15 protein-coding genes are annotated in these 15,071 nt (G+C 45.0%); 5 read left to right on the top strand and 10 right to left on the bottom strand.

Annotated features, from left to right (window positions below; translation table 11 throughout):
• Positions 1-7 precede the first annotated feature (7 nt).
• Positions 8-997 (top strand): hypothetical protein, encoded by a 990-nt coding sequence (locus EWM62_RS15445; protein ID WP_129877581.1) that lies wholly within the window; start codon positions 8-10, stop codon positions 995-997.
• On the opposite strand, the gene EWM62_RS15440 is transcribed toward EWM62_RS15445, so the two are convergent.
• From EWM62_RS15440 to EWM62_RS15425, 4 genes are read right to left on the bottom strand one after another with little or no spacing between them, the layout of a single operon-like run.
• A complete protein-coding gene (locus EWM62_RS15440; protein ID WP_317127820.1) occupies positions 978-1,598 on the bottom strand; it encodes a rhomboid family intramembrane serine protease in 621 nt (206 codons plus the stop codon). The two genes, EWM62_RS15445 and EWM62_RS15440, sit on opposite strands and share 20 nt — an antisense overlap.
• Positions 1,595-3,337 carry a M14 family zinc carboxypeptidase gene (locus EWM62_RS15435; protein WP_129877580.1) on the bottom strand — a complete coding sequence of 581 codons (1,743 nt, stop codon included), beginning with the start codon at positions 3,335-3,337 and terminating at the stop codon, positions 1,595-1,597. The genes EWM62_RS15440 and EWM62_RS15435 overlap by 4 nt, the downstream gene beginning before the upstream one ends.
• 4 nt (positions 3,338-3,341) lie before the next feature.
• Entirely contained in the window at positions 3,342-3,695 is a 354-nt protein-coding gene (locus tag EWM62_RS15430; protein WP_129877579.1) for an MmcQ/YjbR family DNA-binding protein, read from the bottom strand.
• Position 3,696: 1 nt separating this feature from the next.
• Entirely contained in the window at positions 3,697-4,419 is a 723-nt protein-coding gene (locus EWM62_RS15425; protein ID WP_129877578.1) for a hypothetical protein, read from the bottom strand.
• Positions 4,420-4,504: 85 nt separating this feature from the next.
• Between EWM62_RS15425 and pepT the strand changes: the two genes are divergently transcribed.
• Complete coding sequence (gene pepT, locus EWM62_RS15420) at positions 4,505-5,758, top strand: peptidase T (RefSeq protein WP_129877577.1); 1,254 nt, start codon at positions 4,505-4,507, stop codon at positions 5,756-5,758.
• Positions 5,759-5,901: 143 nt separating this feature from the next.
• Here the strand turns inward: pepT and hflX are convergent, their stop codons facing one another.
• Positions 5,902-7,086 (bottom strand): GTPase HflX, encoded by a 1,185-nt coding sequence (gene hflX / locus EWM62_RS15415; RefSeq protein ID WP_129877576.1) that lies wholly within the window; start codon positions 7,084-7,086, stop codon positions 5,902-5,904.
• Between the two features lie 333 nt (positions 7,087-7,419).
• Here hflX and EWM62_RS15410 point away from each other — a divergent pair, with 333 nt between their 5' ends.
• Together EWM62_RS15410 and EWM62_RS15405 are read left to right on the top strand one after the other, a co-directional pair.
• A complete protein-coding gene (locus EWM62_RS15410) occupies positions 7,420-7,647 on the top strand; it encodes a hypothetical protein (RefSeq protein ID WP_129877575.1) in 228 nt (75 codons plus the stop codon).
• Entirely contained in the window at positions 7,632-7,919 is a 288-nt protein-coding gene (locus EWM62_RS15405; RefSeq protein ID WP_129877574.1) for a type II toxin-antitoxin system RelE/ParE family toxin, read from the top strand. The genes EWM62_RS15410 and EWM62_RS15405 overlap by 16 nt, the downstream gene beginning before the upstream one ends.
• A gap of 23 nt (positions 7,920-7,942) precedes the next feature.
• Here EWM62_RS15405 and trpC read toward each other — a convergent pair whose 3' ends face one another.
• From trpC to EWM62_RS15380, 5 genes are all read right to left on the bottom strand, one after another.
• The gene (gene trpC / locus EWM62_RS15400) at positions 7,943-8,725 is read right to left on the bottom strand and encodes an indole-3-glycerol phosphate synthase TrpC (protein ID WP_129877573.1); all 783 of its coding nucleotides are present in this window, start codon (positions 8,723-8,725) and stop codon (positions 7,943-7,945) included.
• Positions 8,726-8,852: 127 nt separating this feature from the next.
• Positions 8,853-9,419, bottom strand: coding sequence for an anthranilate synthase component II (locus tag EWM62_RS15395; protein ID WP_129877572.1), 567 nt, complete (start codon positions 9,417-9,419; stop codon positions 8,853-8,855).
• 85 nt (positions 9,420-9,504) lie between these two features.
• Positions 9,505-10,914 carry an anthranilate synthase component I family protein gene (locus tag EWM62_RS15390; RefSeq protein ID WP_129877571.1) on the bottom strand — a complete coding sequence of 470 codons (1,410 nt, stop codon included), beginning with the start codon at positions 10,912-10,914 and terminating at the stop codon, positions 9,505-9,507.
• 220 nt (positions 10,915-11,134) lie between these two features.
• Complete coding sequence (locus tag EWM62_RS15385; RefSeq protein WP_129877570.1) at positions 11,135-11,596, bottom strand: cytochrome B; 462 nt, start codon at positions 11,594-11,596, stop codon at positions 11,135-11,137.
• Positions 11,597-11,711: 115 nt separating this feature from the next.
• Positions 11,712-12,899, bottom strand: a complete 1,188-nt coding sequence (locus tag EWM62_RS15380) for an anhydro-N-acetylmuramic acid kinase (protein WP_129877569.1) — start codon at positions 12,897-12,899, stop codon at positions 11,712-11,714.
• 112 nt (positions 12,900-13,011) lie between these two features.
• Here EWM62_RS15380 and nagB point away from each other — a divergent pair, with 112 nt between their 5' ends.
• Positions 13,012-14,931 (top strand): glucosamine-6-phosphate deaminase, encoded by a 1,920-nt coding sequence (gene nagB / locus EWM62_RS15375; RefSeq protein WP_129877568.1) that lies wholly within the window; start codon positions 13,012-13,014, stop codon positions 14,929-14,931.
• Positions 14,932-15,071: the final 140 nt, after the last annotated feature.

The following is a 15,071-nucleotide window of genomic DNA, read 5'->3' as shown; positions in this document are numbered from 1 at the left end:
TGCAGCCATGCCGGCACAAATTTACGCACCGTTCGAAAAGTTTAATTTTAGCAACACCAAATGTTTCCTTACAGGGGAAGCATTACAAAGCGAGGAAGAAAAGATCCAGGTGTTTCCGCAATGGCTGATGAGCCATTACAACCTGGAAGACCAGCCTTTTAAATTGCTTGATGAAAGCATCGCTACTTATAAAGATCTGAAGATCCCTTGCTCGGCAGCTGTTAATGATGAATATTTAGAGCCTCTTGAAAATGAAATAGCAGCGGCATTTGCTAATGGTTACGAAGGTGTAAAAACATTGGACGAGTTAAAGCTTTTCCAATGGACCAGCAAGCTTTTGTACGGTATAATTTTTAACGAGATCCAGTCGGGTATAAAAATGATGCATGCACAGGGCGAGGAGTTTAACATCTCGCAGGCCATCATTCATAAGTTCAGTCACCTGCATTTAATGCTGCAGAGCATTAATTTACCCATCCATTTCGAAGAATTTAAGCCCTTTAGTCTTTTTTTATTTAAGGTGGATAACAAGCCGGAAGAGTTTGGCTACCGCGATGAGATCAACACCCAAACATTCGCCCTGCGGATAAAAGATTTCGGACTGGTGATATGCCTGCAGGATAACAATACCAATTTTAGCTATCACCACAAAATTTACGAGCAGCTAAAAGAAGACACCTTGCACCCCATACAGTTCGAGGAATTTAGCGGGCGGGTATTCTACAGCAATTACCTGTTTAACCGCCTGCCCGAGTATAATATTTTGCCCGTTGGCAAGGATATATATATTGAAGACATGCCCCTGCGCGGCATCAGCAGCAAGCCCTTGTTTGATGAATGGCAAAACAAAACCTACGGGCAGGTACTGGAAAATTTCTGGAAAAACTGGGGGTTCCTGCTGTTAGAGATCATTAAAAATCCTGAGAAGCCCATGAGCTTTTTGTTTGACGAGGCCGGTGATAAAATAAGCGCCGGTACTATTTCGCTGCCCCGCTAAACTGTTGCACAAATTCATTAAAAATATTATGGTGTAGGGCGAATGTGATAATAACACCGCTTAGCGCGCCATAAAAGTGGGCGTCGTGGTTAATGTTATCGCGGGCGTGTTTGGATGCAAAGTGACAATAAATAAGATACAATCCGCCAAACACCCAGGCCGGCATAGGTATTGGTATAAATATCAGGCTCATTTCTGCCCGCGGGGCAAACATAATATAGCTAAACACTACCGCGCTTATTGCCCCCGAAGCGCCAAGGCTATTGTACCATATATCTTCTTTATGTTTTTGGATGGATGGCAGATCGCTTAATATTAAACTTAGAAAGTACAATACGCCGAACTGCCAGTGCCCCAAAAGCGCTTCCAGTTGAAAAGCAAAGAAGTAGTACGACAGCATATTGAAGAAAAGGTGGTTCCAGTCCTTATGGATCAACCCGCTGGTAATAACGGTATAAACCTTATACCCGCGCGATACATTATAGGGGTTCAATATAAATTCGCCGTAGATATTCTCGTTAGAGAAAGCCCACAGCGAGGCAGCTAATGTAATTGCGAATATGATTGACGCCACGGGGGCCGCCAGGAAAATTTCCATCATCTAAGGTCGAGTTTAGTATTGGTTAGCAGCCTGCCCACGGGGTAGCGCAGGTATGTTTTTTCGAAATAAGGGGAATTGCGATAAACCCAGTTTAGCTGTGCGGCAGCGCTGGCGGCAAGCTTAGGGTCTTTAACTTTCTCATCATCAAGCTTTTTACGCAGGGCAGTATTATCCTTTAGCATTTGGGCAGCAACATCTTCAAATACATAGTTCGAAAAATATTCCTTTTGGCCCAGCATGCTGTCAAAAAAGTTCCAGGCAAAGAACGAATCCACACCCTGTGGTTCCAGCGTTTCAACAATGTAACGGTTAATGGGCTGGTTAACGTAAACTACGTAGTCTCCTTCGTAAAAACGCACTTTGGTATCAACCGGGTTTAATTGAACGTTTGTATGAATATAATGCCCTTCATACGGGCGGGTTCCGGTTTTGTAATCGGCTATGTAATACATTTGCAGGGCAAGCGTGGTATCATGCGCCAGGCGGCTCATAGCCACCTTATTCAGTTTAAACAGGTCAATAACTTTCCCCCATGCCTGCGGAATAATGTAGGCCACGGGCTTATCGGCCGTTGCGCTGGCTTTATATGTATTATAAAACTTTATGCTTTTGCTATATGGCTTATCGCGATCATAATAAAGCCGTTTTAGCCCGCTTACATCACTGGTTTTATATTCGGCGGCGTATCCTTTGAAGGTGATGGTATCTACCTTGGTTTCGTCAAGCGCCCAATTCAGCGCAAATGTTTTTTGTTTGCTCACTTCCGCATCAACCTGTTTTTTCATAGTTCCCAACAGCTTTGCATCGCGCTGGCAAATGGCAATAAGGTTTTGCATAAAGGCATAGGTTGCCCAAACGCGCTTGTCAAAAGGTTTCAGCATGTGTGTTTCTGTCATATAACTGATGATGTTGTGCTGTGCAGCAAAACCCGTCGAAAAGCGTGGCGTTTCCATAAAGCTAACAATACCGCTATCAGGCAGGCCCTGCTCGCCGGCACCATATGGGATCATTTCAAAGCCGCTTTTCTTCATACCCTCGTACAGGTCGGGCGTAAGTGTTTTATCAGTATATGCGGCCAGTACCGGGTTTTGCTTGTCCTTTTGGGTTTCTATCAGCGTCATAATATACTGGTAGTCCGCGCCATCGCTGGTGTGGTTATCCAGCAATACCTCGGGCTGCCAGGTATTCAGGATCTGGGCAAAGGCCAGGGCGTTCTTGCTGTCGGCTTTTATAAAATCGCGGTTAAGGTCCAGGTTGCGGTAGTTGCCCCTAAAGCCATAAGCCCGCGGGCCGTTCTGATTGGGGCGCGATACACCACGGTTTAAACTGCCATCGATATTATATAGCGCAATAAAGCATAGCACCACATCCTTAGGCAGCTGGTTTTTTTTAAGCAGGTCGCGCACCAGCATCATGCTGGCATCTATACCTTCGGGTTCGCCGGGGTGGATACCGTTATTAATGAGCAGTACACGCTTGTTTTGTTTTTTGATAAGCGCCGGGTCGAATACTTTATCCCTGGATAAAACTACTAATGTTAATGGTTTGCCAACATCTGTTAAGCCGTAATTGAACAGCCGCATTTGTGGCTGCACTTTGCTAAGGTTTTTGTAATAGGCTACTACTTCGGCATAGGTAGCGGTGTAGTTTTTCTCCCGGCTTTGCTCAAAGGGTGTCAACTGGGCATATCCCTTTAGGCAGCATAAAACGGATAGCAATAAAAAGAGGCTTTTTTTCATAATGTTATTTACCGTCGGTTATATCAGCCTGCAGCTTTTTGGGTAAGCTTTCAAAAACCAGTTCATAAGAATGGTCAACCAGTTCGCGCAGCTGTTTATTGGTCAGTGAGCCATCGGTTTGCACGGTGTTCCAGTGCTTTTTATTCATGTGATATCCGGGTTTAACTTCGCTAAATTGTTCGCGCAGTTCAACGGCTTTTTCGGGATCGCATTTTACGTTAAAGCTTGGCGAATCTAACCCGGTAAGTAAAAATATTTTATCGCCAACCTTAAAAACCAGTGTATCCTCACCAAACGGAAAACTTTCGGTAACGCCGGGTTTTAACAGGCAATAATCGCGCAGTTCTTCAATGTTCACGTTAGTACCCCCTTATCTCCTTGTCATAAGAATTCTGGCCGCCAAAGTTCACTTTAATCCCTATGGTTATTTGCCGGTATTGGTCAAGCGCATTGTTCTTAAACTTAGTTGAAGGGTCGGCGTAGCCATCTATCCCTTCGCCAAACGTAAGGTTATGCTGATAGCCGAGATCCAGGCGAATGTTCGGCTGGTCGTAAGCGTTGTAAAATTTAAACTCGTACCCAAAACGTAGCGGCACAATAAAATTTATCCCGCTATCTTTCCCCGGGAAGGTGTATGATGGATCGCTTGGGCTTGTACGCTGGGTTACAACACTGTTGTATATGCCCCCCACGCCCGCGCCTAAATAAAAGTTTTTCAAAATATTTAATACGGTACTGCCCTGGTAATCCATTATCTCGCCGGCCTGTACATCCATATGTAACAGTAATGCTTTGTAATTATTTTCGTACATCCGGCCCGCTATGTCAACGTTTAAGTCGGTATTACTGCCACCAGATAGCTTACCAAATTGCAATTCCAACCCTATCGGCACATAAGGGGTATAAAAATAGTTGAACGTTACGGCATACGATTGGTTATCATTTTCCTTTTTAAGATCGGCAAAAGGCCGGTTCCTGCTTACGCTCAAACCAATACCGTACGACGCATAATTTAAACTACCCTGTGCTTTACCTTCATAAAAAGCAAATGCCAACACAATTAATAAAAGATACTTTTTCAATGAATTTATATTTGATATTTACACTTTAGCCGCTGAGCAATAAACTTTGCGGCAAAAAAAAAATTTCTACTAATATAGGCTTTATATGGATTTTACCGCATCGTTAAGTTTTACTGTTACGGATAGGTTTTTAAGATATGTACAGATAGATACGCAATCAGACGCCTCATCGCCTACCACCCCATCTACCGAAAAACAAAAAGACCTTGGCCGCCTGCTGGTAACCGAACTCCTGGAAATTGGCATAGCCGATGCCCATTTAGACCAATACGGCTACGTGTACGCGACCATCCCGGCTAATACCGATAAGCCAAACGTCCCGGTGATCTGTTTTTGCTCGCACATGGATACCGCACCCGATTGCAGCGGAACAGGTGTAAAACCCATCATCCATAAAAAATACAACGGAGATGATATTGCCCTGCCGGATGATGCCACACAGGTTATAAAATTAGCAGACCACCCCGACTTGAAGAACCAGTTGGGAAATGATATAATAACCGCTTCCGGCAATACCTTGTTAGGCGCTGATAACAAAGCCGGTGTCGCCGAAATTATGGATGCCTGCTACCAGTTGATCAACCATCCTGAGATAAAACATGGCGTTATAAAAATTTTATTTACACCCGATGAAGAGATCGGTCGCGGAGTAGACAAGGCCGACATAGCCAAAATTGGCGCCTTTGCCGCTTATACGATGGATGGCGAAAGCGCCGGCAATATGGAGAATGAAACTTTTAGTGCCGATGGTGCAAAACTCACCATAAATGGTGTAAGCAGCCACCCCGGATTTGCGCAGGGCAAAATGGAAAGCGCCATAAAAATTGCGGGGAAGATCATTTCGGCCTTGCCGGATAGCCTGTCGCCCGAGCACACCTCAGGTATGCAGGGCTTTGTACACCCGGTGGATATTAGTGGCCATGTAGAAGCCGCTGTTATCGATTTTATCATCCGCGATTTTGAGGAAGATAAATTATCGGAGCATGCCAACGTGATTCGCAGTGTGGCTGATGAGGTGTTGAAAAGCTATCCAAATTCTACCTACATGCTGGATACCCACCAGCAATACCGCAATATGAAAAATGTGCTTGCCCAGCATCCGCAGATAGTAGATTACGGTATGGAAGCCATGCGCCGGGCGGGGTTAGAACCAAAGCTTTGCAGCATCCGCGGTGGCACGGATGGTTCGCGCTTATCGTTTATGGGATTGCCAACACCAAACATATTTGCCGGCGAACACGCGTTCCATAGCAAGCAGGAATGGGTATCGGTACAGGATATGCAAAAAGCGGTTGATACCATTTTGCATTTGTGCATGGTTTGGGAAGAAAAAGGGTAAAAAAAGATTGTCATCCTAAGCGATAGCGAAGGATCTAATAACAAACTATGCATACGATTGCATGGCGGCTATTAGATGCTTCACTACGTTCAGCATGACAAATTGTTACTCCCTCTCCTTTGGAGAGGGCTGGGGAGAGGCTCCTAATACAGCAAATTATCATACGGATATCGCTCCGTATGCACTTTCTTTACGTATTCATAAAGCAGTTCCCTAAACTCATCTACGTTTTTCTTTTCGGTTGCGGAGATGAATATCGCCGGGCTGTTGTTCTTGGCCATCCAGCTGTGTTTAAAATCATCAAGCGTTAGCGGGCCTTCGGTTACGTCAACGTGGTGTTGCTCGGGTACAAAGGCGTCTATCTTGTTAAACACGGTGATCATGGTTTTATCGATAGCGCCCAAATCTTTCAGTGTTTCATTCACCGTACGGATCTGGTCTTCAAAGCTTGGGTGCGATACATCTACCACGTGGATCAAAATATCAGCCTCGCGCACTTCATCCAGTGTCGATTTAAAACACTCTACCAAATGGTGGGGCAGCTTACGGATAAAACCAACCGTATCCGACAGCAGGAACGGCACGTTCTCTATTACTACTTTGCGCACCGTGGTATCCAGCGTTGCGAACAGTTTGTTCTCGGCAAACACTTCCGATTTCGACAGCATGTTCATGATGGTAGATTTACCTACGTTGGTATAACCCACTAACGCCACACGGATGAGTTGCTGGCGGTTTTTACGCTGCGTTTCGTTCTGGCGGTCTATCAATTTAAGGCGTTCTTTTAATAACGAGATCTTGTTCAGGATCAAACGCCTGTCCGTTTCAATCTGCGACTCGCCCGGTCCGCGCATACCAATACCACCCTTCTGGCGCTCTAAGTGGGTCCAAAGGCGGGTAAGGCGCGGTAGTAAGTACTGCAATTGGGCAAGCTCAACCTGCGTTTTGGCCTGCGCCGTTTGGGCACGACCGGCAAATATGTCCAGGATCAGGTTGCTCCGGTCAAGGATTTTTACATTCAGTTCGCGCTCGATATTACGCAATTGCGACGGCGTAAGTTCATCGTCGAAAACCACGATGTCTATCTCTTCGGCTATTACATATTCTTTTATCTCGTCCAGCTTACCGGTGCCAACAAATGTTGACCGCTCGGGGCGCTGTAATTTTTGGGTGAAGGTTTTCACAGTAAGGCCGCCAGCGGTTTCCACCAAAAATTGTAATTCTTCTAAATATTCCTTTTCACGTTCTTCGGTTTCGTTGGGTGTTATAACACCAACCAGAACAACTTTTTCCTGCTTCACAGCAGTTTCATAAAATTTCTGTTTCATTCAAAAAAATGATTAACATTTAACCATAAAGGTAAACGTAATTTACCTTATTATAACTCACGGGGTGGTGGTTATGTTCACATAGCACAAAATTGTTTTGTATTAATAATTCGCTTCGACGTAATACATTGGGAAACGGTTGAAATGGGCGCTACGAACGGTGCGTTCATAACAAAATCTTTCATGCCAAACTCGTCATGGGTCTGGCTTAATTGAAAGTATGGGGTGGAGGGTGTTATATTAACATGATATGCAAAGATATTGAAAGTAGCGTTAATTACAAACCTCTGTAATTGATTACATGTTCGAATATATTTTCCTTAACTTTATATCATGACATTGATAGAACTTAAAAAATCGATCCATAAAAAGGTTGACGAGTTGGATGACCCTGAGCTTTTGGAGCTTGTTAATTCTGTTCTTAGAAAAAAAGACGATGTGTTTATTATCCCTGAACATATGAAAGCAGGCATAAAGGAGGGTGAAGAAGACATAAAAAATGGGGACTATATAACTTTGGAAGAATTTGAAAAGCGATACGAGCAATGGCTAAAAGATTAGTCATATCTAAAAAGGCTTATACTGATATTGATAAAATAGTTGAGTTTAATAATTACAGAAACAAATCCAAAACCTATTCTGAGAAGTTTATTAAAAATCTTCAAAAACAACTCACGCTTTTAGTAAAGCACCCCCTTATTGGCAAGCACACGGACATGCCGGATACCTTGTTGTTAGTTTGGGATAATTATTATATTTTTTATATAGATAATGAAGATACGATAGAGATTCGCTCTATATATCATCAAAGGGAAAACGTGCCCTTTAAGTAGCTACGTCGCTTACCGCCAAACTATTACAAACCCTTCACAAACTCGCGCATAGCAGCGCCCGGGTCCTGTTGTTTCATAAAGTTCTCGCCTATTAAAAATCCATTAAACCCGGCTGCCTTTAACTGTTTAATGGTTTCGGTATCGCTGATAGCGCTTTCAGAGATCTTCATAAACTCGTTTGGGATATGCTCTGCAAGTTTAAATGAGTTTTCTACCGTTACGGTAAAATCGGCCAGGTTGCGGTTGTTTACGCCAATTGCATCCAGGTTACTGTCGATGCTGCGCTCCAATTCTTCCAGGTTATGCACTTCTAACAGCACATTCAGCTCCAGGCTTTTGGCAAGGCCGGCAAGGTTTTTAATTTCAGCCGGGGTTAGTATGGCAGCGATCAGCAAAATGATATCCGCACCCAATGATTTGGCCTCGATAACCTGGTATTCGTCTATCATAAAATCTTTACGAAGGATGGGGATATTGGTGGCACGGCGCGCGCGGGTAACATCCATTTTACGACCCATAAAAAAGCCGTAATCCGTCAAAACCGAACATGCCGAAGCGCCGGCAGCCGCGTAATCTTTAGTCACATCTTTTACAAGCGCATCATCATTGATAATACCCTTAGATGGCGACTTGCGTTTAAACTCGGCTATGATGCCGGTACGTTCAGGTGCCAGCAAAAACTCTTTAAAAGAATAAGTCTCCCGGTGGAAATACTCCGATTCCTCCAGCTGCGTGTAGGTGGTGCGCACCTTGTCTCGTTCAACTTCTATCTTTTTATGGGCAACTATTTTATCGAGTATGTTCATTTGTTTTCAAATCTAAATAAACCATGTCATTTCGAACGATAGTGAGAAACCTTGTTAGATAAGGACAGCAGATTTGCATGTCTAACAAGATTTCTCCTCGTACCTCGTTCGAAATGACATAGGGGTTTTACGCCTTCAACCAGTTCTGCATCATTTCTTTACCGTACTCGGTCAATACGGATTCCGGGTGAAATTGTACACCGCGCACGTTATATTCCTTGTGTCTTAAAGCCATAACCGAGCCATCTTGTTCATCAATAGCGGTTATTTCCAATACAGCGGGCAAGTCTTTTTCTACCACCCATGAGTGGTAACGGCCTACTTTAAAAGTATCCGGCAAACCTGCAAAAAGCGGCTCGGAGCTGTCTGTTACTTTTATGGGCGTAGCTATGCCGTGCATTGGTTGTGGCAGGTTGTAAAGTTTGCCGCCAAAAACTTCGGCAATGGCCTGCTGACCAAGGCATACGCCAAACATACTTTTTGTTGGCGCGTATTTTTCTATCACCTGCAAAAGCAGCCCTGCTTCTGATGGTACGCCCGGCCCGGGTGACAGGATGATGTGACTAAAAGCGTCCACATCTTCTATCTTAAACTGATCGTTCCTCCAAACCTCGCATTGCAAACCTAACTCGTTTACCAGATGCACCAGGTTATAGGTGAAGGAATCGTAATTATCTATGATTAATATTTTCATTTTTTTCTGAACCTTGATTTAAGGGATTAAAGGATTACCCTGATCCTGCATAACTAATCTCTATTCTCCAATCACTAATCTCTATCTACAGTTCCTCCGCCAATTCAATCGCCTTTCTAAGCGCGGCTATCTTGTTATCTACTTCCTTCAATTCGCTTTCCGCAATTGAGCCGGCAACGATGCCTGCTCCGGCCTGGTAGTGCAGCGTATTGTTTTTGCTGAGGAAGGACCGGATCATGATGGCGTGGTTAAAATCGCCGTTAAAGCCAAAGAAACCGATAGCACCGCTGTAAAAACTGCGTTTGCTTTTCTCGTTCTCGTCGATGATCTCCATGGCGCGGTATTTTGGCGCGCCGCTAAGCGTACCCGCCGGGAAGGTATCGGCCACAATTTTAAATGATGTGGTGCCGGGTTTTAACTTTCCACTTACGTGGGATACCAAATGGATCAAATGCGAATAATACTGCACTTCTTTAAATGCCTTAACGCTTACCTGTTCGCAATGGCGGCTCAGGTCGTTACGGGCAAGGTCAACCAGCATTACGTGCTCGGCAGATTCTTTGGGGTCGGCTTCTAACTGGCGGGCAAGTTCTGCATCTTTCTCGTCATCGCCGCTACGTTTAAAGGTACCTGCGATGGGGAAGATACTTGCCACATTATTTTTAATGGTGATCTGCGCTTCCGGTGATGAGCCGAAGATCCTGAAATCGCCGTAATCAAAATAAAACAGGTACGGCGATGGGTTAATGGAACGCAGCGCGCGGTACACGTTAAATTCATCACCCAAAAACTTACGCGAGAACGCCCTTGAAGGCACTATCTGGAACACATCGCCACGGTAAATGTGCTGCTTCATCTTCTCTACTATGGCGATGAATTCCTCGTTGGTGAGGTTTGATTGCTCTGCCTCGTTGCTTTTAAAGCTATACTCCGGGAAGTTCTTGTTTTTGATCAGGTCCTCAATTTTTTCTAAGCCGTTGGTTTGGGGCTGGCCCTCTACCTGGTTATGGAAAATGTAAAGCTCGTTTTTAAAGTGATCTATAGCGATGATAAAACTGTAAATATGATACTGCATCACCGGGATCTTGCGGGCGGTATCAGTACTTTCTTTTAGGCGGATGGTCTCGAAATGCTCAACCGCTTCATGGGTAAAGTAACCGAACAGCCCGTTCGAAAGGATCTTGGAGTTATTGTCCTCAACTTCGAAACGATCAGTAAAATTGTTTATCTCATCGGTAATGTCAAATTCTCCGGGGTTGCTTATCTCTTCGGTACCATCCGGAAACCTCTTTTTTAGAATTTTATTGTCAAGCACAAGCCCGCTTATCGGCGCGCAGCAAACAAAGCTCAGGCTGTTTTCGCGGCTGTGGTAATCCGAGCTTTCCAGCAGCAGCGAGTTGGGGAAAACATCCCTTAAGCGCAGGTAAATGCTTACCGGTGTTGTGGTATCGGCAAGCAGTTTTTTATGGGTGGTGGTTATTTTATATTTTTTCATTAGTAATTATCTCAGAGCGCATTAAACAAAAAAACCCGGCGAATTGAGCGTTCGCCGGGTTTCAAATTAGGTTTACATTTGATTAGTACTGCATATCAAAAACTATCCGGCTGCCATGTTTTCACATAGTGCCACCAATTGGTATTAAGGTTAGTATTTTTCATATCGTGGCAACAAATTTATACAAAAAATTGAATTAACAAATTTTTTGTCGACTTTTTTAGTGGGATATTCCAAAAAAGGTGTGGCCGGGTACATCTTTGGTCATTAAAGCAATGGCTACCACAATGATAACAAAGGCCAAAGTATAATAAATGGCTATTGCTTTGTGCTTGTCTTCGGGCAAAATTGCCTTTTTTGATTTGCTATGGCCAATAGTTACCAGTATCATCGCGATGATCATCATGGTGATGTGCTCCACTGTCCAGTAACGGGCTGTGGCATCTTTCATCACACCACCGCCAAACCTAACATTGGGGCTTAAAAAGTATAGTACCAACCCAAGTAAAATTTGGGTATGTACCGAGATCATGGTAAACAGGTTGAATTTGCGGTTACCCTCGCTGTAGGCTTTTTTGCCGGACCAGTCGGCAAATGCACGTACAATAGCAATTACAACCAATAAAAATACGATGTACCTGAACCCCGAGTGGAATGACAGGAAAAACTGATAAGCGTTCATGCGTTTAAAATTTGGTTCGAATATAAATATAAAAAGCCTCACCTAAATCCTCTACGAAGGAGAGGGCTTAAAAAAAGTTTTCCTTCCTCTCCTTCGGAAAGGGTTGGGGAGAGGCTTACAGTGCAAAACTAAACTTCCCCATCAACACTTCCGGATTATCTCCAATTTTTATCGGCTCACCGCAAAGCGCCTCGTTACCTAAAAGCGCAAATAATATTGCTTCTTTGGCATCAGGGTCAATCCCTAATTCGCGGGTATTGGCTATAGTAGCATTTGGTAAAGCTTTTTCAAGATAATTGATCACATAAGGGTTACGCGCCCCACCACCACTTACAAATATTTTAATATCGGGCAGGTTAAAGTTGGCTTTTATGAAATTACTGATAGAGCGGCCGGTGAATGCACTTAGCGTTGCCACCAGGTCGGCTTTATTGATATTAAAGAGCCTTACCCCCTGTTGCGCATCGGCCACAAATTCTAAATTGAACAACTCGGGGCCGGTGGTTTTTGGTGCGGACTCTCGGAAGAATGGGTGATCGAGCAGGGCGTCAAGCAGCACATCATTCACTGTGCCCGATTTGGCTATCGCCGAGTTCTCGTCAAAAGGCTTATCAAAATATTCGCGGCAGGCGGCATCTATCAACGTATTGCCCGGGCCGATATCCGTACAAACAACTTCCCCGCCATCCGCAGGTAAAAAGGTAAGGTTGGCAATGCCGCCAATGTTCAGCAAAATGCGGTTTTCGCCGGGTTTGCTGCCTAATATCACATCACCATACAAAGCTAAAGGCGCACCTTCGCCACCTGCGGCAATATGCTTTTGCCTAAAATCGCTGATGGTTAATATGCCTGTTTTAACCGCCAGATGGTCGGCATCGCCAATTTGCAGGGTGGCGTTGCCGTAGCCCGGTTGTTTGTGCAAGCGTTTAGGCGCGTGGTAAATGGTTTGGCCGTGGCTGGCAATAAAATCAACATCCGCCGGGTCAATGCCCCATTGCTTTAGGGCCTGCAAAACCAATTCTCCGTGAAAGGTGCCGATATAGGCATTAAGCAAGGTCACCTTTTCCAGGCTTACCTGCTTTTTGGCGAACACTTCCTGCACCTCATACTTAAACTTTTCCTCATAAGGAATAGTGACGAATTGCAGTAGTTCAAACTCCGTTTTTATACCGCTGTCGCTAAATTTGCACAGGGCTATATCCAACCCATCTAACGAGGTGCCCGACATTAAACCTATGCCCAGTTTTTCTTGCTTTTGGGCTATATTAACTAAATTCTGCAGGTTTTTATTAAGTGCGGGCATGCGCTAATTTACCTGTTTTGGACTGCCATACAAAAGATAAATTAAAACCGCCTGTATGTAAATATCTGATATATTTGTTTTGAAGCTTGTAAACCAATTACAACCAAACCAAATGGCAAGATTAAATTTATTAGAAGAAACCCGGTACGAGAAACTGCCCGTAACCGTCTATTCAGACCAAAACGCGGCATCGGTAGCAGTCGCTAAGCGCATTGCCGACCTGATCCGCAAAAAAGATGCTGCCGGCGAACAAGCGGTGCTTGGCCTGGCAACGGGTGTTACCCCCATAAAAGTTTACGCCGAACTGGTGCGCTTACATAAAGAGGACGGGCTATCATTCCGTAACGTGATCACCTTTAACCTCGATGAATATTACCCCATGAAGCCCGACGCGGTGCAAAGCTACGTTACCTTCATGAACGAGAATTTATTCGATCACGTCGATATTAAAAAAGCAAACATCCACATCCCCGACGGCACTTTGCCGCAGGATGAAGTGGCCGATTTTTGTTTGGAATACGAACGCCAGATTGAGGAACTTGGGGGCCTCGACCTTCAGATCTTAGGTATTGGCCGTACAGGCCACATCGGTTTTAATGAGCCGGGCTCTGCGCCAAACTCGGGTACGCGACTGGTCACCTTAGATGATTTGACCCGTCGCGATGCCTCGCGCGATTTTGGTGGTAAACAAAATGTGCCAACCAAAGCCATCACCATGGGCGTGGGTACCATATTTAAAGCCCGCGAAATTATCCTGATGGCATGGAGCGCCAAAAAAGCGCCGATCGTTCGCAAGGCGGTAGAGGGCGAGATCTCGGGCGAGGTGCCAGCCACCTTCCTGCAACTTTCAGATAACGTGGAATTTGTTTTGGATGTTGATGCCGCATCAGACCTAACCCGTTTTGATACGCCATGGCTGGTTAAGGATTGCGTTTGGGACCAGCAGCTTATTAAGAAAGCGGTAATCTGGCTATCGGGTGCAGTTGGCAAACCCATCCTCAAACTTACCGAAGAAGATTACAACAGCAACGGTATGGCGCAGCTTGCGGTAGAGCAGGGGCCGGTGTACCAGATCAACATCGATATATTTAACCAGTTACAACATACTATTACCGGCTGGCCGGGTGGTAAACCGGGGGCAGACGACAGCCAGCGTCCCGAACGTGCCGGGCCTGCCAAAAAACGTTCTATCGTATTTTCTCCGCACCCCGATGATGATGTGATCTCGATGGGTGGCACTTTCATCCGCCTGGTTGACCAAGGGCATGATGTGCACGTGGCCTATCAAACATCCGGCAACACCGCTGTGTGGGACGATGACGTGTTACGCTTTGTGGAATTTGCCATCGACTTTAAAGAAAGCGTTGGCGAAGATGCCTCAAAAATGAAAGGCATTTATGATGATATGCGCCAGTTTATGGCCATCAAAGAACCCAACCAGATCGACTCCTTAGAGATCCGCGATGTAAAAGGGTTCATCCGTAAAACCGAAGCTATTGCGGGCGCACGTTATGCAGGCTTACCGGATAGTAATATCCATTTCCAGGCATTGCCTTTTTATGAAACCGGCAAAACACAAAAAAATTCGGTAGGTGAGGAAGACATTAAACTTACTATGGAGTTGCTGCAAAAGGTAAAACCACACCAGGTTTTCACCGCCGGTGACTTTGCCGATCCTCATGGCACCCACATCGTGTGTTTCAATATCATCATTGAATCACTACGTCGCTTACGCAAAACGGAAAGTTGGGTTGAGGATTGCTGGGTGTGGATGTACCGCGGCGCATGGCAGGAGTTCCCTACCCACGAAATTGAAATGGCAGTGCCGCTTTCGCCTGCGGAGGTATTGCGTAAACGCAACGCCATTTTTAAGCACCAATCGCAAAAAGACCGTCCTGTTTTTCCGGGGGATGATGCGCGCGAGTTTTGGGTACGTGCCGAAGACCGCAACCGCGAAACCGCCCAGAACTACGATCGCTTAGGCATGGCAGAGTATGCCGCTATGGAGGCCTTTGTGAGGTATAAATTTTAATAGTAACCCATTAACTACCGTTATTGCGCAGCGTAGACAACCGACCTAAGGGAGTTCATTAATTCTGTAAAGAAAAAAAACTTATTAATAATCTTCGATAGAAAAGTCGGCGACAAGCATGTCGAAGATTGCCACGTCGA

The sequence above is a fragment of the Mucilaginibacter terrigena genome (assembly GCF_004168255.1).
Lineage (GTDB): Bacteria > Bacteroidota > Bacteroidia > Sphingobacteriales > Sphingobacteriaceae > Mucilaginibacter > Mucilaginibacter terrigena.
The sequence above is the reverse complement of the archived record's forward strand: the minus strand, read 5'-3'. Positions and strand labels throughout refer to the sequence as shown.